At 61.7% G+C, this 20,412-nt stretch carries 20 protein-coding genes; 7 read left to right on the plus strand and 13 right to left on the minus strand.

Going from position 1 to position 20,412, the window contains the following annotated elements:
* Positions 1–79: 79 nt before the first annotated feature.
* Positions 80–784, plus strand: a complete 705-nt coding sequence (locus tag B0E48_RS08345) for an SDR family NAD(P)-dependent oxidoreductase (RefSeq protein ID WP_077517705.1) — start codon at positions 80–82, stop codon at positions 782–784.
* 112 nt (positions 785–896) lie between these two features.
* Here the strand turns inward: B0E48_RS08345 and B0E48_RS08350 are convergent, their stop codons facing one another.
* The 5 genes from B0E48_RS08350 to B0E48_RS08370 all read right to left on the minus strand — a co-directional run bounded on the left by B0E48_RS08350 (position 897) and on the right by B0E48_RS08370 (position 4,624).
* The gene (locus B0E48_RS08350) at positions 897–1,343 is read right to left on the minus strand and encodes an SRPBCC family protein (protein WP_077517706.1); all 447 of its coding nucleotides are present in this window, start codon (positions 1,341–1,343) and stop codon (positions 897–899) included.
* A 66-nt stretch (positions 1,344–1,409) separates the two neighbouring features.
* Positions 1,410–1,772: a DUF1428 domain-containing protein gene (locus B0E48_RS08355; RefSeq protein ID WP_077518349.1), complete on the minus strand. Its 363-nt coding sequence runs from the start codon at positions 1,770–1,772 to the stop codon at positions 1,410–1,412.
* A gap of 96 nt (positions 1,773–1,868) precedes the next feature.
* Positions 1,869–3,098 (minus strand): DUF418 domain-containing protein, encoded by a 1,230-nt coding sequence (locus tag B0E48_RS08360; protein ID WP_077517707.1) that lies wholly within the window; start codon positions 3,096–3,098, stop codon positions 1,869–1,871.
* Between the two features lie 45 nt (positions 3,099–3,143).
* Positions 3,144–3,863, minus strand: a complete 720-nt coding sequence (locus B0E48_RS08365) for a hypothetical protein (RefSeq protein ID WP_077517708.1) — start codon at positions 3,861–3,863, stop codon at positions 3,144–3,146.
* Between the two features lie 197 nt (positions 3,864–4,060).
* Positions 4,061–4,624, minus strand: a complete 564-nt coding sequence (locus B0E48_RS08370; RefSeq protein ID WP_077517709.1) for a hypothetical protein — start codon at positions 4,622–4,624, stop codon at positions 4,061–4,063.
* Between the two features lie 175 nt (positions 4,625–4,799).
* Between B0E48_RS08370 and B0E48_RS08375 the strand changes: the two genes are divergently transcribed.
* Positions 4,800–5,333 (plus strand): hypothetical protein, encoded by a 534-nt coding sequence (locus tag B0E48_RS08375; protein WP_139350215.1) that lies wholly within the window; start codon positions 4,800–4,802, stop codon positions 5,331–5,333.
* Positions 5,334–5,404: 71 nt separating this feature from the next.
* On the opposite strand, the gene B0E48_RS18025 is transcribed toward B0E48_RS08375, so the two are convergent.
* Together B0E48_RS18025 and B0E48_RS08385 are read right to left on the minus strand one after the other, a co-directional pair.
* Positions 5,405–5,548, minus strand: coding sequence for a hypothetical protein (locus tag B0E48_RS18025; RefSeq protein WP_254423901.1), 144 nt, complete (start codon positions 5,546–5,548; stop codon positions 5,405–5,407).
* Between the two features lie 324 nt (positions 5,549–5,872).
* Positions 5,873–6,907, minus strand: coding sequence for an alpha/beta fold hydrolase (locus B0E48_RS08385; protein ID WP_077517711.1), 1,035 nt, complete (start codon positions 6,905–6,907; stop codon positions 5,873–5,875).
* A 152-nt stretch (positions 6,908–7,059) separates the two neighbouring features.
* Between B0E48_RS08385 and B0E48_RS08390 the strand changes: the two genes are divergently transcribed.
* The gene (locus tag B0E48_RS08390) at positions 7,060–7,983 is read left to right on the plus strand and encodes a Dyp-type peroxidase (RefSeq protein WP_077518350.1); all 924 of its coding nucleotides are present in this window, start codon (positions 7,060–7,062) and stop codon (positions 7,981–7,983) included.
* A gap of 72 nt (positions 7,984–8,055) precedes the next feature.
* Here the strand turns inward: B0E48_RS08390 and B0E48_RS08395 are convergent, their stop codons facing one another.
* Together B0E48_RS08395 and B0E48_RS08400 are read right to left on the minus strand one after the other, a co-directional pair.
* Positions 8,056–8,820: a sulfotransferase family protein gene (locus B0E48_RS08395; RefSeq protein WP_077517712.1), complete on the minus strand. Its 765-nt coding sequence runs from the start codon at positions 8,818–8,820 to the stop codon at positions 8,056–8,058.
* Complete coding sequence (locus B0E48_RS08400; protein WP_077517713.1) at positions 8,817–9,743, minus strand: aminotransferase class IV; 927 nt, start codon at positions 9,741–9,743, stop codon at positions 8,817–8,819. Before B0E48_RS08400 ends, B0E48_RS08395 begins: the two co-directional genes overlap by 4 nt.
* 320 nt (positions 9,744–10,063) lie before the next feature.
* On the opposite strand from B0E48_RS08400, the gene B0E48_RS08405 reads away from it, so the two are divergent.
* Positions 10,064–11,851 (plus strand): TIR domain-containing protein, encoded by a 1,788-nt coding sequence (locus B0E48_RS08405; protein ID WP_168170321.1) that lies wholly within the window; start codon positions 10,064–10,066, stop codon positions 11,849–11,851.
* Positions 11,852–12,095: 244 nt separating this feature from the next.
* On the opposite strand, the gene B0E48_RS08410 is transcribed toward B0E48_RS08405, so the two are convergent.
* Both B0E48_RS08410 and B0E48_RS08415 read right to left on the minus strand, forming a co-directional pair.
* Positions 12,096–12,443 (minus strand): metalloregulator ArsR/SmtB family transcription factor, encoded by a 348-nt coding sequence (locus B0E48_RS08410; RefSeq protein WP_077517715.1) that lies wholly within the window; start codon positions 12,441–12,443, stop codon positions 12,096–12,098.
* Positions 12,433–12,876 carry an SRPBCC family protein gene (locus B0E48_RS08415; RefSeq protein WP_077517716.1) on the minus strand — a complete coding sequence of 148 codons (444 nt, stop codon included), beginning with the start codon at positions 12,874–12,876 and terminating at the stop codon, positions 12,433–12,435. The genes B0E48_RS08410 and B0E48_RS08415 overlap by 11 nt, the downstream gene beginning before the upstream one ends.
* Before the next feature lie 296 nt (positions 12,877–13,172).
* Here B0E48_RS08415 and B0E48_RS08420 point away from each other — a divergent pair, with 296 nt between their 5' ends.
* The gene (locus tag B0E48_RS08420; RefSeq protein ID WP_077517717.1) at positions 13,173–14,669 is read left to right on the plus strand and encodes an amidohydrolase family protein; all 1,497 of its coding nucleotides are present in this window, start codon (positions 13,173–13,175) and stop codon (positions 14,667–14,669) included.
* Here B0E48_RS08420 and B0E48_RS08425 read toward each other — a convergent pair.
* A complete protein-coding gene (locus B0E48_RS08425) occupies positions 14,666–15,424 on the minus strand; it encodes a DUF4386 domain-containing protein (RefSeq protein ID WP_077517718.1) in 759 nt (252 codons plus the stop codon). The two genes, B0E48_RS08420 and B0E48_RS08425, sit on opposite strands and share 4 nt — an antisense overlap.
* 327 nt (positions 15,425–15,751) lie before the next feature.
* On the opposite strand from B0E48_RS08425, the gene B0E48_RS08430 reads away from it, so the two are divergent.
* Positions 15,752–17,836: a hypothetical protein gene (locus B0E48_RS08430; protein WP_217317917.1), complete on the plus strand. Its 2,085-nt coding sequence runs from the start codon at positions 15,752–15,754 to the stop codon at positions 17,834–17,836.
* A 295-nt stretch (positions 17,837–18,131) separates the two neighbouring features.
* Here the strand turns inward: B0E48_RS08430 and B0E48_RS08435 are convergent, their stop codons facing one another.
* Positions 18,132–19,511 (minus strand): alpha/beta hydrolase, encoded by a 1,380-nt coding sequence (locus B0E48_RS08435; protein WP_077517719.1) that lies wholly within the window; start codon positions 19,509–19,511, stop codon positions 18,132–18,134.
* A gap of 194 nt (positions 19,512–19,705) precedes the next feature.
* Here B0E48_RS08435 and B0E48_RS08440 point away from each other — a divergent pair, with 194 nt between their 5' ends.
* Entirely contained in the window at positions 19,706–20,383 is a 678-nt protein-coding gene (locus B0E48_RS08440; RefSeq protein WP_077517720.1) for a GNAT family N-acetyltransferase, read from the plus strand.
* The last annotated feature ends 29 nt before the right edge of the window (positions 20,384–20,412 follow it).

Consider the following 20,412-nt stretch of genomic DNA (forward strand, 5'->3'; position numbering starts at 1 on the left):
TCGAAAAGGTGTCTTTCCCGTTTCGTCTGGACCGCGACATGCTGCCTTTCGTTGAACACGTCGATAAAGGACATGGTTGATGCCACCGCTCGTTTTGAACAAGAAAATCCTGCTCATTGGCGCCTCCCGCGGCCTTGGCTTCGCCCTGGCGGAGGAGTACCTCAAGCGTGGGTGGGACGTTGTCGCCACCGAGCGTGGTGCAAGCCCATCCAGACTGCACGACCTGGCTGAGGCTTACGACGGGCGGCTTGAGATCGAGAGCGTCGACATCGTCCATCCTGTTCAGGTGACCGCGCTGCGCGCACGTCTGGCATTGAGAAAGTTCGACCTGCTGTTCGTCAATGCCGGTGTCACGAATGCCGACCACGAAACGATCGCGGATGTGTCGACCGACGAGTTTGTCCGCGTGATGGTTACCAACGCCTTGAGTCCGATGCGCGTAATCGAAGTCCTGCTGGATGTCGTATTGCCCGATGGCACGATCGGCGTCATGTCTTCCGGGCAGGGAAGTGTCACCAACAACGAGAACGGACATCACGAGGTGTATCGCAGCAGCAAGGCGGCGCTCAACATGTTCATGCGCAGCTTCGCCGCCCGCCACGCCGATGATCAGAGAACACTGCTGCTCATGGCTCCGGGCTGGGTGCGGACCGACCTGGGCGGACCCGAGGCGCGCCTGAGTATCGAGGAGAGCATTCCGAACCTCGCCAACACCATCGATGCGCAGGCGGGGAAAGCAGGCCTGCAGTATCTTGATTACCTGGGCCGGCGGGTTCCGTGGTGAGCGGGGACCTGTCGATGGCCCGGAACATGACGATAGATTGGCTCGACTGATCCTGGCCGCGACGCAAGCGAGCATCGACGGCCAGCCATGTCGCGATTCGCTGTAGCGCGGGTCAGTCCGGAATTTCCGGCTCAACCAGCTTGCCGAGCAGCACCAGCGATTCCTGCCAGCCCATGTAGCACAGCTCGACCGGGATCATCTCGGGCAGGCCTTCCTGCACGATCTGCAATTCGGTGCCGCAGGCCACGGTGCGCAGGGTGATCGTGGTGGTCATCTCGCCGGGCAGGTTGGGGTCCTCGAAGCGGTCGGTGTACTGGATCCGTTCGCCCGGCACGAGCTCCCGGTAGGCGCCGCCAAAGCTGTGGCCGTTGCCGCTGGAGAAGTTGGTGAACGACATCCGGTAGCTGCCGCCGACCCGTGCGTCGAGCTGGTGCACCTTGCAGGTGAAGCCGTTCGGCGGGAGCCACTTGGCGATCGCATCGGCGTCGAGGAAGGCGCGGTAGACGCGTTCGGGCGGCGCGCGCAGCACGCGGTGGAGACGGATGGTGTTGCTAGCCATGATGGTTTCCTTTGCAGAAGATCAGCCCTGGTCTTGCAGGGCGAACGGGTAGCGCGGTGCGATCTGTCATGGTTGCGTTGGCAAACTCACCACCGGCGCGAAGCCGCCGAAGATCATCCGCTTGCCGTCGAACGGGCACTCGCTGGCGGCTGCCATGCGCGGATCATTCATGAATTTCTCCATGCCGGCATCGCGAGTGGCCTTGTCCGGCCATTCGATCCAGGAGAACACCACGGATTCGTCCTGCTCTGCCAGCACGGCGCGACGGAAATCGGTGAGCTTGCCGTCGGGCACGTTCTCGCCCCAGCACTCGACCACCCGGGTGGCGCCGAACTCCATGAAAATGGCGTCGAAGGTGCTGGCGTGCGCAATGAACTGCTCGCGGTTGGCGTTGGGTACGGCGATCACGAAACCATCGATGTAGGACATGGCTGTTTCCTCGGCAGTGGCCGGTATGGCCGCCTTCTTACTTGCGACGAACGAGTGCATGCGGGATCGACATGCCGTCGGGTCCGACAGCCAAGCTCATCGCGTTGCAGCGGAAACCATCATCGGCTGGCGTATCCCATACATCAGCGTCCGCCACAGCCACTCGATGGGACCAAAGCGGTGTCGGCGCAACCACCAGGCGCTCAGAGCCATCTGGCATATGTAGAAGATGATGCCGAAGAACAAAGTCTCGGCCGCACCAAGCCGGCCGAAATAGCCAAGTCCATAGCCAAAAAACACCCAGCTGAAGATCAGGGACTGCATCAGATAGTTGGTGAATGCCATGCGGCCGAGCGGTGCGAATGCCTGAAGGACGCTCCGGGCGCGAGTGAATTCGACCAGCGCAATAACCGATGCGCCATAGCCAAGTCCCATGAAGATGCCAGCGGCATTTTCAAGACAGGGTCTCGTCGCAGGCGGCATGTCCCAGGATGCCATCGCCTGCGTCAGGGCCGGCGAGTTCAAAAGCATCCCTAGCATCAAGCCGAGGCTGGCCACGACAAGCAACAGGCTTCGATGTCGCTGCGGGTCCCGTAGCACGCCGGAACGCCACGCCAACATGCCAACCAGGAACAGTCCCAAGGTGCGTGGGAACACGAACTCATGCAATGGCAAGATGCAAGCCAGTTCGTGCCAGCTGAAACGCAGGATTTGCCCGTACGAACCGGTTGCATAAACGTGATTGGCCTCTGACACATGCTGCTGCAGCCAGACCATGGAAGGCCAGGAGATCGGGAGAGACAGGGCCGGCATGGCGACATAGAACGCGAGCAACCCGAACGCGGCCACTGCCGTGCTCCAGATGGGCAGCCATAGCAACGGCAGCGCCACGAATCCGGCCAGGGCGTACTCAGTCAGGATGTCACCGTTCCAGATCAGCAGCAGGTGAACCAGGCCGATCGCGAGGAGTGCCGCCAGGCGCCGCACCAGCAGACGCAGCCGGCAACCGCTGCGCGCAAGTCGCTCCGACTGGATGGCCAGCCCCACGCCGAACAGGATCGAGAACAGCGCAAACGCCTTCATCTCCAGAAACATCGAGATGAAGCTCTCTACCGCACCGTTGAGCGGCGAGAGGAAGGGCGTTGCAGGAAGAAATTGCTGGAACAGCGATACCCGGAACTCACCCACCAGATTTACCGCGAGTACGCCGAACAAGGCGATGCCCCTGAGCATGTCGATAGCGTGAATCCGGTCCGCGATAGCGACAGGCTGTACCCTTTCATCGGTCGATGAAGGCACTCCTGCAGTCGTGTCGATCAGGCTCATGGTGCAGTGCCTCCGCGGGTCGTGAATCCATCGAGCCAGCGATGGCTAATGATGATGGTCGGTATCGTCATCGCCAAGTTGGCTTCCGCCCATGCTGAAGCCGCCCATGCCGCCACCCGACCCACCGCCCTTTGTGCCACCACCTCCGGCATTGCCTTTGTCGCCGCTTTCGCCCTTGCTGCGTGTTGCGGCGACGCGCGTCGGTCCCTGCATGGGAATGGAAAGTTTTGCCGGAATGGGCTCCAGGTCCAGCACCTGGCGAATGAAGTCGCGCAGCGATGTCACCAGTTCGGCCGTGTGGGTAGGGCGCCCTTCGGCCAGTTCGGTGGCAGCCTTTGCGGCAAGGCGCACCTGATCCTCCGTGCCGAGCAGAATGATGTCGGACAGGGCCGCCTCGACAGCGTCGCGTACCCGGCGTGCGCGGTCGCCGCCGGACAATGGCGCGGCAGAGGCTGAAGGCGGCGTGGCGTTTTCGGTTGAGGCAGGGTTGGAAGCGTCGGCAAGTGCCTGTTCGCGACGTTGCCGCAGATCGCGCATGTGGCTGGGGTCGACCGCGAGATTGCCGCTGAACGAACCACCCAGTGTCTTGTAAGCCGCGATGAGCGTGCGCAGGCGTTCGTTGATCTGGCGGTTCTCGCGTTCACGCCGCTGCTGGATTGCCTGCATCGCCAACAGGCGTAAGCCAACGCCAAGCAGCGTGATCACGGACAGTCCGAGCAGGGTCGAAAGAAGCGTATGCCACGAACTGAAGTCCAGGCTGCGCATGTGAAATCTCCAGAGGCTCAGCGGATAGTCTAAGGCCGGGAGCAGCATGGAGCCTGAAACTGATTTGGTCAGAGTCAACCGCAGCTACTTGCTTTGATGAGCTGGCCGTACAGGGAGCGGCCACAAGGCAAGTCAGAGTCGACTTTTCCAGCAACCGTGCTCTGATCTTTTTGACACTGTCCTTGAGGATGTCGTCGTCAGTGCAGATAGGGGAACAATACGGCGATATAAGCTGCGATGGTGACCGCGCTGAATGGAACAAGTGCCTTGTGGAACCACTCGCGCGAGGTCGAGGCGGCAATGACAGCAGCAATCAAAAAAATCAGCTGGACGCCGAGATCCAACAGGGCTGGCAGGTTGCCAAAGAGAACCAGCTGCTTGGCGATGCTCGTGACCAGCATCAGGCCGAGAATGGCGAAGAACCAGCGATGATTTGCGTAGTAATGCGTGCGCAGGTCGACCTGCCCCTCAATACCGATATCCGGCAACACCAAGCCAGCCATCAGGTACAACGGAACCGTCTGTGCCAGCACCACGGCGAAGCCGACGAAGCTCCAATCATGACGAAAGCGCAGATCGTACATCGCCCACCACACCTGCACGTCGATCACCAGCAACAGGACTGCCCACGATATGCACGGCCAGTAGGCATGCAAGCGGGTGCGGGCCAGCATCAAACCGCGAAAGCCCTGCAATACCTGGGTGATCGCGAGACCAAGAATGATCGACAGTAATACGGAGAGATAGCTGAAGGCATCCATGGTTCAATCTCGTTCGAGCACGGCCGGGTTATGGGATAGGCACGGGAAAGCAGGTGACACAGTCGAGATGACGATAGTCAGGATAGAGGTAGTTCCTCCACCTTCAAAGGTGACCGTCAAACTCGGGCCAGCGCGGAGACATTTTTTGCCGCAAGCAATTATGAAGGACACAGACATGATGCGAATCTTGTTGAGCATGATGGCGATGGTCGCGGCGACGGTCGCGTATGCACAGGACAGAACTCCGATTGCGCCGAGTGGCACGCGCGTCACGACGCAAACAGTACAACTGCTTACCGGTATGCCGGCCGCTTGTGTGTCGCTTGCGGCAGAGCACACAGCTGCCATGATTGTGCTTCCCCGCGACGAGCTCGATCGGCTGGCTGCGCCGCATACGCCAGTTGAGGAGGCTGGGTTGATGCGGCTTGATCTTCTCGCCGAATCACGCGCTCGCGAATTTCTGAAGACCCTTGGCAAGGATCATGACGACCATGGTTGTGTTGCAGTCCGCGGAAAGGTATCAATGGACACGGGCTTCCTGATTGGCTGGCTGCTGGAGCATGGTCACGCTCTCGTGATCACCAAGCGCATGCGCTTGCCGGAGCCAGTGGTCATCGTGCGGCACACCGATACGCGGCTTTTCGGTTACGAGGAGTTTCTGCTTACCGATGACAGCGTGATTTGGGGATACGGCACTTGGGTGTCGTAAGACCAAAGAACCAGTAAGAGCCCGGGTCTTCGGCGCGGCAACGTGCTTGCCACGAGCATGTTGAAGCAGCGCTATTTGTTTCCTGTGCCGTTGTCGGCTTTGCTCGCATCTCCATCCTGCTTGCCATGCATGCACATCAGCGTCTGTTGACCCAGCGCGACCAGCGTGCGCTCCGTGGCAGTCACGGCGGACACTTCGAGCTGGCAGATGGTCAAGGTTCGTCCGGAACGCACGACGCAACCGACGGCTTCCAGGTAGTCACCTCGCGCCGGAGCCAGCAGGTTGATCTTGAACTCGATGGTGAGGACCGAGCTGTCAGCGGGAACAACGTAAAACCGGCATAGCCCCCCGCCGAATCGGCGATCGCGCTGGTGCTGCCGGCATGAAAGAACCCGTGCTGTTGCGTGAGTTCCTCACGGAAGGGCAGCTGGATGCTGACTCGTCCTGGTGTCACTTCCGTGAGCACGGCGCCCAGGTGACGCATCAGGCCCTGCCGGGAAAAGCTGGTCCTGACACGCGCCTCGGCTTCTGCGTCCAGCTCACGTGGAGGGGGCGTGGATTGATCTCTCATGCTGCTTTTCCTCGGCAGGTTGAGTCGCAGGGTTTTCGGCCTGACCCTCGGGAAAACGATGCCTCATGCTGCCAGGCAAAGGCGATGGAAGCGTCTGGTTGTGCAACCAATCCAGTGCGATCGGCCAGAGTGACTCCCGGAAACGCTGGTGGAAAAACGCGAAATGTCCTATCGCGTCCTGACCAATGGCCGCTGGTGTCAGGCGCAGATGATGGCGCTCACTCTGCATATAGTAGCCAAGCAATCGGTCGATGGCCGGTACCGTGCCGAACGGATCATCTTCAATGCCAAGTGCCAGGATCGGGGCACGTATCCGGCCGAAGCGGTGAGCCAGGGTCATCCGGTCAGTTACATCGTCCGGCAGCTTGCGCCTCCGGCGCAGTGAGAGCTCGAAACGCGGTCCCATCCGTGCCCAGTCCAGCGCAACCTCCTTGGGCGTGTCCTCCATCCAGCCCAGACGTTTGCCGGGCACGTAGCCGTACACGTAAGCCAACAGTGGCATGACAACGTCCCAGCGCAGGAGCATGCGTTTTCGCTCGTTCGGCAGGTAGTCGCGCCAGTACGCGTACTGCGCGCCCATCGTGAAGATGCGGCGCACCAGATGTGCGGAGGGCGCCAGGCCAATCAGGAAGCCTCCGATGGAGTGCCCCACGACATCGATGGGTTGGCCGGGAAAGTGTGCGGCGGCGTACTGGAGGACACCCTCGAAGTCAGATGCTCCCCAATCGAGCCAATCGGCCCGGAATCTGCGCAGCGAGCCATGCGCAGACTCGCCAATACCGCGGTAGTCGTAGGTCAGCACATCGCTACCGTGGGCGTGCAGGTAGTTCGCAAACCGCGCGTAGTAAAGGCTACGCACCGAGGTCGCTGGATTGATGATCACGACCGGACGCGGTAAGGAAGACGAGCCAGGGTGGCGCCGAACGACTGCGCCCAGCGAGTAACCGTCGATGGCGTGGATGCGAACGGATTCCGGGTGATTCTGTGTCGTGGTCGAACTCATGCGTGGAAGCCTAAGCCACAATCCGGGGCAGCGGTTAGAGTCGACTTGCCCCGCCTTTGATTGCTGATGGCCGGGGGACCGATGCCTTCTTGCTTTGGAACTTCATCGAGCCGGAGGCATACTGGCGTGAATCGTTCACAAGGGGGTGGATCGTGTCTTCCGTCATTCCGCAGCCGGTTGTCGCCAAGTTTACGAGCGCCGCCATTTTTCTCGTGGTGACGTTGAATCCCGAGCCTCAGCATGAAGCGCCGGTGCGAGCGCTTTGTGGTGACCTCTCGTCGCTTTTGCGCGCGATAGGTTTCCGCGACCCTGACGGTCGCCTGTCCTGCATCATGGGCATCGGGTCGGACGCCTGGGATCGACTTTTCGGGCAGCCGAGGCCCAGCGGTTTGCACCCGTTTCGCGAGATCAGGGGACAGCACCACGCCGTCTCCACGCCGGGTGACATCCTCTTCCACATCCGTGCCATGCGCATGGACCTGTGCTTCGAGTTGGCGACCCAGCTCCTGTCCCGCCTTGGCGACGCCGTTGCAACGGCAGACGAAGTGCATGGCTTCAAGTATTTCGACGAGCGCGATCTGCTCGGCTTTGTTGACGGGACCGAGAACCCGGTGGACCAGGCCGCGATCGATGCGGCGGTCATCGGCGACGATGATGCCAGCTTCGCCGGTGGCAGCTACGTCATCGTGCAGAAGTATCTGCACGATCTGAAGGGGTGGAACGCAGTGCCGGTCGAACAACAGGAAAACATCGTCGGCAGGGCGAAACTCTCGGATATCGAACAGGCTGATGCCGCGAAGGCTCCCTACGCGCACAACGTGCTGACCAATATCGAAAAGGATGGCGAGCAGCTGCAGATCGTGCGCGACAACATGCCGTTCGGCGATGTCAGCAAGGGCGAGTTCGGCACCTACTTCATCGGCTACGCGCAATCACCGGACCGGATCGAGCAGATGCTCGTCAACATGTTTGTCGGCAACCCACCGGGCAATTACGACCGCCTGCTGGACTTCAGCAAGGCCGTCACCGGTTCGCTGTTCTTTGTCCCGTCCGCGACGTTCCTGGCGAATGTTTAGGGGAAGGTGTCAGCGCCGGTTTTCTCTAACGCAATTGAAGACGTAGCGGCAATCCCGGAAGAGAGCACGCGGTCAGCGCAACGCTGGCGTGCGTACGGCAGCAAGCCGAAATGCTGAAAGTCTGTCGTAATGCGGCTGGCACTGTTCGGCCAAGCCGCGCTGGAAGGCAGTCAGCTTGACCTCATGCTCCCGCCATGGCGCGAAGCCGGTGGAACGCTCGACCTCCGCGTACCAGTGCGGTGCCCACACGCCGTCACTGGCGCGCGGGCCGCGTGGCCATTGCAGCATCCGTGCGCTGAAGGGGATGCGCAGGCGCGTGCACAGGGCATTCAAGATGCCCAAGGGATTCTTCAGCACATCGGTGGCGTCGATCACCGGCGGCGTGGTGCCCAGCCGGTCGCATACATGATCGAACAATCGCACCTGCTGTTCGAAGCCGAGCTCCCACGCGGCGGCGTCGGGACGCTGGATGGTGAAGGAGGCCACCACTGCTTCCGGTTCGCGGATCAGGAAGCAGTTGCAGACATCGTCGAGCCAGTCCAGCGGCATATCCGGCAGCATGTGCTGGGTCATGTGTTTCTGGTACCAGAGCGGCCTGCCATCCGGGATCGGGCCGGTCAGCATCGCGGCGACTGCTGCCGCGTCCGTGTTCTGTGCGGCGATCACCTCGTCGCGTCCCGGATGCTGGACGCCGGTCTGCACCAGATAGTGCGCGTAGAACGGCTCGTCAATCACGACGGTGTCCGTCCGGTTCTCCCAGGCACGCATCATTGCGGTGGAGATATTGCGTGGCCCCGACCACATCGCGATGCGCCGTCCATCGCGAGGCGCGTTCATACGCGGGGTTCCAGCCGGCTTTCCGTCCTCACCAATTCCATGTAGAGCTGCTGCAGCCGCGCGACCATGGGGCCGCGTTTGCCGTCGCCCATCGTGCGGCCATCGATCTCGCAGGCCGGCACCACGCCGGCGAAGGTGCCGGTGACGAAGGCCTCCTCTGCGCCGTAAACCTCGGTGAGGCTGAAATTCTTCTCGAATACCGGGATGCCGTGCGCGCGGCACAGCCGGATCACGTTGGCGCGGGTGATGCCGCCGAGGCAGTAATCGCCGGTCGATGTCCACACCTCGCCACGCCGCACGATGAAGAAATGAGTGGAGTTGCAGGTGGCCACGAAGCCATGCGGGTCGAGCATGAGCGCTTCGTCGTAACCGGCCTTCTGTGCCTGGATGCAGGCGAGGATGCAGTTGAGCTTGGAATGGCTGTTGAGTTTCGGGTCCTGCACGTCCGGCGCGCCGCGCCGCACATGCACGGTGAACAGCCGGATGCCTTGCTCGACCGTAGCCGGCAGCGGCTGCTTGTATTCCGGGATGATGACGATGGTCGCGGCACCGATCACGAAGCGCGGATCCTGGTGCGGCGTGGCCTTGACGCCGCGCGTCACCATCAGCCGGATGTGCACGTCCGACTGCATGCCGTTGGCGCGCAGCGTGTCGACGATACGCTGGGTCAATTGCTCGCGGCTGAGGCCGATGTCGAGATCGATCGCGCGGGCGCCTTCGTAGAGACGATCGAGATGCTGATCCAGAAACGGCAGGCCGCCGTCGTGCAGGCGCAAGCCTTCCCAGATGCCGTCGCCCAGCACGAAGCCGCTGTCGAACACCGACACGCGCGCCTCGTGGCGTAGTTGCAGTTCGCCGTCGACGCTGATCCTGATCGTTTCGTTGCGCGGATCGCTCTGGTAGTCGTGCGTGCCTTTGCTCATGGGTTGTGTCCTGGCAAAACAGGCATCAGGGTACCTTTTCTTTGCGGGCTCCGGCATGCCCGGCATGTCAAAACAAGTGAGAGTCGGCGTTATCGCAGCGATAAAAATGGAGATCGAACTCACTTTCTCGTGGCAGCCGGTGAGTCGCTTCCCGTTGCATCATCCATAAGCGCCTGCACACCCGCTTTGTCTAGCGTGATCAATCCCGGCGCGAGGTGCTGGATGTGTCTGGTGCCTTCTCCTACTCTCCGATTCGGCGCGGGGTTATGCTTGAAAGGTCGGGGGTTGCGGTAACCGACCCGCTTAGGGGGTTGATAGACATGGCTGATGTCTTCGTTTCTTACGCACGCAGCGACAAGGCGCGGGTCGCGCCGCTGGTGGCCGCGATCGAGGCAAAGGGATGGACGGTCTGGTGGGACCCCGACATTACGCCGGGTCAGGAGTTCGACGACCAGATCGATGCCGAGATCGATGCAGCCAAGGCCGTGGTGGTGGTCTGGACTCCGGTTTCGGTGGTATCGCGCTGGGTGCGCGGCGAGGCGCGCGAAGCCGCTGAGCGCGGCATTCTCGTCCCGGTGCGATTCGAGCAGGCGCGCCTGCCGATGGACGTGCGTGCCATTCACACCACCGACCTCGACAATTGGGGCGAGGATCCCGAGAGCCCGTCGGCCCAGGAGTGCCTGCGCGCGCTCGGCAGCATGATCGCGCGCGCACAGACATCGCAATCCGGGAAGTCGGGAAACGGTTCGGCGCCGCCACCTTCGGCCAGGGGCTCCGCGCGCTTCACGATCTGCGTGCTGCCGTTCGCGAACATGAGCGGCGATCCGGAGCAGGAGTATTTCAGTGACGGCATCACCGAGGACATCATTACGGATCTGAGCAAGGTCTCGGCGCTGGCGGTCGTCTCGCGCAACAGCGCCTTCATGTACAAGGACAAGCACGTCGATGTGCCAAAAGTTGCGCGCGAACTCAAGGTCAGTCATGTGCTGGAAGGCAGCGTTCGCAAGGCGGGTGGCCGGGTGCGGATCAGCGCGCAGCTGATCGACGGCGCCAGCAACAACCATGTCTGGGCCGAGCGTTACGATCGCGACTCCAGCGATATCTTTGCGCTCCAGGACGAGATCTCCCAGGCCATCGTCAAGGCATTGAAGCTCAGATTGTTGCCCGAGGAGAAGCAAGCCATCGAGCGGCGCGGCACCGACAATGCCGAGGCCCACAATCTCTACCTGATGGCGCGACAGACATACGTGTCCGGGCAGGAGGTCGATGCGCGCTCTGCGCGAGCGATCGTTCGCCTCTGCGCACGTGCCACCGAAATCGACCCCCGCTATGCGCAGGCCTGGGTGCTCATGGCCATTGGCTATTGGCGGTTGCGGGTACTCGGCGACCGGTCCGATGACGGCATGATGTCCGTGGAACGCGCGCTGATGGTGGATCCGAATCTGGCCGAGGCGCATGCGGTCAAAGCCCAGCTTCTGCTGCTTGACGGCGACGCCGATGCGGCGGCTGCGGAAGTCGCACACGCACTCGTACTGGATCCGCAGTCGTACGAGGTCAACCGCTCGGCTGGGCGCTTGAGCTATCAGTTCCACCGGCACGAAGATGCCATTGGCTTCTATGAAAAGGCTGCGACTCTAATGGAGGCGGATATCAATTCAGTCATGATGCTGATCAGTTGTTGCACTGCATTGGGTGATGTCGACGGTGCCCAGCGCAACGCGCAACGGGCGCTCAAACGTACGGAGATCGCCTTGGCGCATGACCAGAACAACGTGGAGGTCACGACTTACAGCGCTTACGCGCTCGCCGCGCTTGGCGAGGGTGAGCGCGCCAAGGCGCGCATGAACCGCGCGCTGCTGATCGACCCCGATAATTTCAATATGCGCTACAACTTCGTGTGTGCGTTGAGTGTGCATCTGAAGGACAGAGAGGCAGCGCTGGACATGCTCGGTCCGGTGTTCGACACGATCTCGGACAATTTCATGTCCTACGCGAAAGCCGACCCCGATCTCGAGTTCCTGCGCCATGATCCGCGCTATCTGGCCATGGTCGCGACTGCCGAGGCACGCCTTGCGGCAAAGGGAACGGAGGCAATCAGGATAGATTGAGTGTCATACGGTTGAGAAAATGATGCAGGGACATTTTTCGGCGCGCTTCGTGGCCACCGACAATCCAACTTCCAGCACCGTGACCCACAGTTCACTGGGACGGCATCCGAAGGAACCGGATCTGCCGACTGAGATGCACGACAACGAGCGCTTCGGATGAGCTGATCAGGAGCTGCCCTGGGCTGAAACCACAGAAGCATGGAGTGTCATTGGGCCAGCTGATGGTCCGGCGCTCGAAGCGCCATCACTTTTCCACGAACGCCTTCAGCCGTGCCAGCGAGGCATCCCATTGCTCGGAGATCTGCTCGACGTAGCTGCGCAGCTCGTCGAGCGCTATGGGATTCAGCGCGAACAGGTTTTCCCGTCCCTCGCGTCGGCTGCTGACCACTCCGGCGCTTTCGAGAATCCGCAGGTGCTTGCTGATCGCCTGACGGGTGAGTGGCTTGCTTTCGGTGAGTTGGGCGATCGACTGGCGGTTGCCGCGACTCAACGCCAGCACGAGCGAGAGGCGGGTACTGTCGCCCAATGCGGCAAAGACGGTGGCGGTCGCATCCGATTGACGGGACAGTCGGGCGAGTGGATTACGCGACATGATGGCGGATGTTTTCCAGCTGCGCGGCCCAGCCACCCTCGTTCATGCGGAACGCCTCGGCGCGACGCCCGCTGGGAACCTTGTCGAAGCCCGTCTCGGTGATCCGCAGCAGGGTGCCGGTGGGGGTCGACTCCAGCCTGAATTCCACCAGGGTGGGCGTTTCGGCCTCGTAGTCGACGCTGGCATCGACCGCATACGGATGCCAGGTGAACGAAAACAGGTGTTCGGGCTCGATCGCCTTGATGGTTGCCTGCCAAATGACGTGCTCATAGCCCGGATGGGTAATCCGCCCCTTGGCCAGCTTGCCTGGTTCGAAGGGCGCGCCCAGCTTCACGCGAAACCACTCGCCGAACTCACGGTAGTCGGTGAGTGCGCGCCATACGCGCGATACCGGCGCCTTCAACTCGATGGACTTTTCGATGCGATCGTTCATATGCCACCTCCAGGTTGCATATAAGTCTAGGTCTGCATCTGCACATACGCAACCATAAAGTTGCTATTAGCGCCTATGTCCGAGTGAGACATAGGCGCATGAGACGCGAATGCCAAGTGCGCGTCCGGCACTGGCATAATCGGCTTGCCGATCCCGCAAACATACGGGGGATGTATCGTTGGTCAATGATCTGGCTACACCTGCCTAGCCCGACGCCAACGGCTTTCATCATGCGATCGTGATTTTGACTGATCGACAGGCATACGCCTGCGCTCGTTGATAGGGGGAGTCCAACCGTGCCTACGAATATCCGTTGCTTCGCGTCTGTCCTGTCGCCGCTCAACACCCGTCGGCATACCCTGCTGGCCGTCGCACTGGCGGGGCTCTGTACCGCTACATCCGCCGGAGCACAGGCGCCGCAGTTGTCGGCGCAGACGCAGCAGTTCGTGAAGTATGCACAGCCCGTGCTGGCGATCACTCATGTGCGGGTGATCGACGGCACCGGCGCAACGGCGCGGGAAAACCAGACGGTGTTGCTGCGTGATGGCCTGATCGCGGCAGTCGGCAAGCACGTGAAGCTGCCGAAGGATGCGACGGTGATCGACGGCAGCGGGCACACGCTGATCCCAGGCTTGGTCGGCATGCACGACCACATGTTTTACCCCGCGCCAAAGGTGAACCCGGAAGCGAAGGAGGCGATCTATCCCGAGCAGGCATCGAGTTTTCCCAAGCTGTATCTGGCCGGCGGTGTCACCACGATCCGCACCACCGGCAGCACCGAGCCGTATACGGACCTTGAGCTGAAGAAGGCGATCGACGCCGGCAAGATCCCCGGGCCGAAGATGCATACCACCGGGCCGTATCTGGAGGGCAAGGGCAGCTTCACGCCGCAGATGCATGAGCTGGTGGATGCGGTCGATGCCATCGACACGGTCAACTACTGGATCGGCGAAGGCGCGACCTCGTTCAAGGCGTACATGCACATCACCCGCGCCGAACTCTCTGCGGCGATCGCGGCGGCGCATGCGAAGCGCATCAAGGTAACCGGGCACCTGTGCACGATCGGTTTCACCGAAGCGGCCGACCTCGGCATCGACGACCTGGAGCACGGGCTGCCGGTGGACACCGAGTTCACCGCCGGCAAGCAGCCGGATGTCTGCCCGGATACCAAGCTCGCGGTGGCCAACCTGGCGACGATGAGCGTCGATGATCCGCGCATCCAGCAGCTGATCAAACACCTGGTGTCGAAGCACGTGGCGGTCACCTCGACCCTGCCGGTGTTCGAGACCTTCGTACCCGGCCGCGCGCCTGTGGATGCGCGCGTGCTGGATGCGATGCTGCCGGAGACTCGGCTGGAGTATCTGGCGACCCGCGAGCGCGTTGCCAAGACGCCCGACTCGCCTTGGGTGAAGGTGTTCAGGCTGGAAGAAGATTTCGAGCATGCCTTCGTGCAGCAGGGCGGCACCTTGCTAGCCGGGCTGGACCCCACCGGCTATGGCGGCGTCATTGCCGGTTACGGCGATCAGCATGAAGTGGAGTTGCTGGTGGAAGCCGGCTTCACCCCACGGCAGGCGATCCAGATCGCCACCCTCAACGGCGCCCGCTTCATAGGCGAGGACAAGCGCATCGGTTCCATCGAAGCAGGCAAAGCCGCTGACCTGGTATTGATCGACGGTAACCCTGCGAAGAACATCAAGGACATCGAAAACGTCGAACTGGTGTTCAAGGACGGCGTGGGCTACGACCCGGCCAAGCTGGTCAAGGCGGCCAATGGCACGGTGGGGCTGCGCTAGCGGAGGCCCGCCGTCGCTGATCCCTCAACCGATGCCGAGCCGGTGCGGCGTGTCCATTCCTGCAGGTTCACGCCTTTCACCAGCAGCCACAAGGCAAGCGACAGTTCCGCGACCAAGCATGGCATCAGGATGAAGGGGAAGAGCTGTCCTTCGAAGTCGGGGGCGAGCAGCAGCGCGAAGCTGTTGATCAGATAGCACGCTCCCGCGACCTGCATCAGCACACCGAGGACGCGTGGCAGGTATCCCGATGCGCGGATCAGATGGCCTTCCACCAGGCAGACGAATCCGAAGAAGATCAGCCCGACGCCGAAGCCGTATTCATGCAGCCGGATCGCGACGTACGACCACGCCTGCAGTTGCGCCGGCTCGAAAGCCTTGAGGTAGGGCGTTTCACCCAGCAGGAACAGCGGCACCAGCAGGTTCAACTTGTTGGCCACCAGCACAGCCGTCTGGATCAGGTTGAGCAGAAGGTTCAGCAAGGCCAGGTTCCGGCTTACCGGCCGTAGCAACACGTAGAGTGCCCACATCACGAAGACATCGCAGACATGCATCACCAGGTCGCCGGCGATGCCCAGACGCCACAGCGTTTCCGAGGCCAGGATGTTGCTGGCGGTGGCTGCTGCATTGCCGGGCACCACCAGCTTGCCGCGAATAAACAGTTCGCCGAGCGCACCGGCCACGATGATGATGAGATAGAGCAGGCCGCCGAACCTTGCATAGCTCTGCGGTGATGCCTGTCTTGCTGCTGCTGTCATCGTGAACTCCCGATCCGCAAACACTCGTTGCAGCGTGACATTCCTGGCGAAGTGCTGCCCCGGTCGCCGCGAGCCTTTCGGGATGCTGCGCCACGTTATACGACGCGCGTTGGGCGCGATACGTGCCAGATGGCATCGTGAGGATTGGGCGGTCCCATAGTTCCAGGACGATGCTTTTCTCCGGCGCCAGCTGGCTATCGTACTGGTGGGTATGGCTTTGGATACTGCAATGAGTGAATTCGAGGCATGCTCTCATCCAGAGCAGGCTTTCCACTCAAAGCAGCTATCCGACCTTTAATGCCGTCAGTTTCTTAAGGACGCATCCCGATGAAACGCTATCTGATATTGCTCGCGTTCCTTGCATGGGGTGTCTCCCCTGCTTACGCACAGGATGCGTTCAAGCCCGTGTCCACTTTCGACGCGCCCGCGATCCAGGGGCGGCCGGTGGAATTGGACAGCCAGGGCAAGCTGTTGCCGTGGCCGTACCCGCACGACATCGGTGCCTCGTACGAGTCGTACTTCCTGACGCAGTGGAGTGTGTTGCGGCGCGAGTACCACGGGCCGCGTGACTATTATTTCTTCTGCTGCGTGGATTTCGACCGCAGCACTTTCGAGCTGATACCGGATCGTCACTGGGCCAATTCCACGGGGTATCTGCGCGCGATGCTGGAGGGCTTCGTCGAGCATCTTTATCCGTATACCGGAGATCCGGAAACGATCCGGTTGCTGAAGGATTTCGTCGACTACGAACTGGCGCACGGCACCACGCCGCGCGATTACGCGTGGAGCGGCGTGCCTTACGCGTCGGCCGATCCCGGCGCGACGACGTATCGGGGGTGGAGCAAACACGCGGTGGATTTCATCGAGCCGCCGATCGTTGGCGAGGATGGCTACGGCTACCTGCGTCTGTACGAGATGACCGGCGAAGTCCGCTATCTGCAGGCGGCGATCCGCTGTGCGGATGCGCTGGTGAAAAATATCCGCCAGGGCGATGCCACCCACTCGCCATGGCCGGTGCGGGTGTATGCGCGTACCGGCAAGGTCGGCAAGCACGCCATGGGCGAATACTCGGCGAATGTGATCGAGCCGATCGAGCTGTTCGATGAGCTGATCCGCCTGCAGCTCGGTGACGTGGCTGGCTACCGGCGAGTCCGCGAACAGGCCTGGCAATGGCTGTTCCGCTATCCGATGACGGACAACGTGTGGGTCGGCTACTTCGAGGACGTGGCGCCCGACATGGCCAACATGAACAACGTGATCCCGCTGGAAACCGCGCGCTATCTGCTGCTGCATCCCGAGCTGGATCCGCACTGGAAGCAGGATGCAGCAGGGCTGATCGACTGGGTAAGGACCACGCCCAAATGGCCGAAGTACATTGTGGGTGGCGCGATGGTGACGACCGAGCAGGGCGACGGCCATCACTTCTGCTGCGGCAAGCCGAACGATTGCTGCGATAGTCACACGGCGCGACTCGCGGCTATCGAGGCGATCTACTACTGGAAGACCGAAGACGAGGATTACAAGGAACAGGCGTTTCGCTCGTACAACTGGGTCACCTACCAGCAGGGATTTCCACCCAAGGGAGTCACACCGTGGGGACAGGGGCAGTGGTGGTTCACCGATGAATTCGCGGATGGGCCGCGACGCATGATGGATGGCCTGTGGGCCGTACCGGAATGGGCGCCTGCCACGAAATCACATTTCCTCGGTAGCACGTCCGTCGTCACCCATATCGTCTACGGTCGCGGTAGCGTCACGTATGCCACCTTCGATGCCGCCGCTGATGATGTGTTGCGCCTGGACTTCACGCCGACGCGGGTGCTGGCCGATGGCCATGCGCTCGCGCCTGATGCGGAAAAGAACGCGGATGGCTATGCGTTCGACGCGGCCAGGCATGTGCTGCGTGTACACAGGTCATATGCGCGCAACGTGAGTATCGAGGGAGCCGGTGGCGTGGAACCAACACACACGGTGGACTTCGATGATCCACACGTCCCGGCGGGAACGTTGCTGCATGGCGCATACCCGAATGGCATTATCGACTGGGGCGCGAATACATGGCGAGTCGGTGTACCCGAGGGGCGCTTCGCGACGTTCAACTTGGCCGTGGCCGATGCCAGAGTCGGGCAGGCGGACTTTTCATTCGTCACGCCTCATGCGCTGGCAGGCATCACGGTATTCAACAGCGGGCCGATCGACATGTCGTTGAAGATCGACTCGCCGCCGAATCAGGTGGTGACGATCACGGTTCCGGCGGGGCGGCTGCAGCGTGTGCAGACAGGATGGAGGTCCGGCACGTTGCGCATCCGCTTGGAAGCCTTGAACGGCACGACACTTGGCAACTGGAAGTTCGACGACATACGCTACAGCGCGGGCGCTACGGTTCCAGAGGCAGCTCCGGACAGGCACTGACGCAGTAATGCGTTGTCCATGGACGGATCGCCATGATGCTGATGACACGGAATGGATCAGACAATCGGGGGCACGATGAGAGAACAACCATCGGCAAAAGCGCTGAAAGAATCAAATAGATTCTGGAATGAAAAGCCGACGAACAGGTTCTGTGTCGGCTTTTGCACGTTTGTCATCGCCGAAATTCTTGTCTACATTACGCTCCACTGGCTAATTCCGATCATTTGATCGCTGGACATGACGGCCGTGCCGCGGGCACCCGGCTACGCAGTTTTCCTCCTGAAGTCATCCGTGGCTACAGATGAACCTGCTGCTTCACCCATTCCGTGATGAGATCCAGTGCGGCCGGGTCAACCGTGATTGGGATCGAGCCGTACTCCTGCGGAGCTCCCGTTTTTGCGGGCTGCAACAGGTGATTCAGCCCCGGCAGTTCGACGATGCGGGCGTGGGCGTTTTTCGCCAGCGCGCTGCGGATGACCGGCAGATTGGCGGCAGGATCAACCTGCAGGTCGCGGGAGCCGGCGATCACCAGCGTGGGTTGCTGCAGCTTGCGCAGCGCGGGCGCGGGATCGTAGTCAAGGGTGGCGCGAAACCAGGGCGAGGAAATTTCGCTGGCCTCAGTCGCTGCACGTTCGGCGGGCATGCCAGCCTGTTCCATGATCTTCTGCGCGGCGGCGTTGGCGCTCGCCTGATCCGCTGAGTGGCGAACGGCATCGAGCAGACGTATTTCGTTGGCATGCAGCTTTTCGGCCTCAGCCTTGGGAACGCCAGAGGCGAGTGCGATGGCCAGTTGCTGCGCGGCGATGATGTCGGCGCCGGGTAGCGCGGGGGCTGATAGCAGCACGACGAAGGCAACCTGCACATCGCGGTTGGCGACCAGCGGAGCTATCTCGGCGCCTTCGCTGTGGCCGATCAGGCCGACCTTGTCCCGGGCGATGCCCGGCTGGGTGCGCAGCCAGCGGGCCGCATCCTGCGCATCGATGGCGAAATCCGCGGTGGTGGCGGTCTTGAAGTCGCCCTTCGAGGCGCCGATGCCGCGCTTGTCGTAACGCAATACCGCGATGCCGGCACGCGTGAGCCGGTCGGCGATCACCAGGAAAATCTTGTGTCCGGCCACGTCCTCGTCGCGGTTCTGCCGACCGGAACCGGCGATCATGACGACGGCCGGAAACGGCCCGTGGCCCTTGGGCAGCATCAGTGTGCCGGCGAGCAGGTCGCCGTCCTTGCCGGGAAAATTCACGTCGCGGGAGGTGTAAGGAAACGGCGGATGCGGTGTCTGCGGGCGGTCCGGTTGCGGCGCAGCGGCTCCTGCAGCGCGTCGGGAAAAATGCGCGGGCATGTTCATGCCACCCTGGGAAAAACGGCCAGTCATGCTCTGGCCATCGGCGGAAAGCGTGCCGGTGAAGCTGGCCTTGACCGAGGAGATGGCGACCGTCACGGTGCTGTCCTGTCGGTTCAGCGTCACCGGTATGCCGGAGGCATTCTGGTCGGGACTATCCATCGTGGCGGCATGCTCGGACAGATGCAGCGTCAGCCGCATCTCCATACCCGTAGGCACCTTGAGGCTGCCATCCCAGTCGCCATTGATCGGCGTTTGGGGTGACGACTGGGCAAAGGCTCCCGTGTACGGGCCAACCAGCAGCAGGCACAAAATGATCAGGCGATGGAAACGCATGGCAGTACTCCAAGTGCGAACTGTAGCGATTCGGCGAACCTTCGTATCACTCGATAGCCGCCAGCAACGGCCATGAGCTTATAAGCAGGAGTGCACTGGAGGCGAGCGTGCGTAGCGCAAGTGGATTTCGAACGCGCAGCCGGCACCATCTATGGCAATCTGTTCTGCCTACGACAGTTGGACGGCATCGCGGCATGATCTCGGCGGAACTCGACAATCCTTTCTGGGCTTCGCTGCGCAGCCGGCATCGCGCGCTGGCACAGTGTCGCGATGATGCAGCGTGTTATCCGGCGGAGTTCGCGCCATTCCTGGGCGTGGCGAGCGCGGAGACAGACGTGGCCGACGCGATCGCGTCCCTGGTCGCGCCGGGCGAAACCCTGAACCTGCTCGGCGTGGCGCCGAAGTTGCCGGGCGAATGGATTCTCGAGGCTTATGCGCCGCTGGCGCAGATGATCTGCACCGCACCGATTCCGCTGATCGACGGGCCCGAGCTGATCGAGTTGTCCGAGGCGCATCGCGCGGACGTGCTGGCGCTGACCGCGCTGGTGTATCCGCATTATTTCCGTCCACGCACGATGGAGCTTGGCCGCTACTTCGGGATTTACCAGGACGGTCGGCTGGCGGCGATGATCGGCGAGCGTCTGGGCATGGACGCGTATCAGGAAATCAGCGCGGTCTGCACGCATCCCGATTTCACCGGTCGCGGTTATGCCCGCCGTCTGGTGGCCATGTTGTCGAACGACAATCTTGAACGTGGCCGTACGCCGTTCCTGCACGTGAGCCAGCAGAATCATCACGCGAAGCTGCTGTACGAACAGATCGGTTATCGCCGACGCCGCGACATCGGCTTCTGGTCGCTGTGCCGGGCATAGGCTGGGCAGCTCAAACCCTGACGTTGTGT

Origin of the sequence: Rhodanobacter sp. C03, from assembly GCF_002001175.1 — a bacterium.
Taxonomy (GTDB): domain Bacteria; phylum Pseudomonadota; class Gammaproteobacteria; order Xanthomonadales; family Rhodanobacteraceae; genus Rhodanobacter.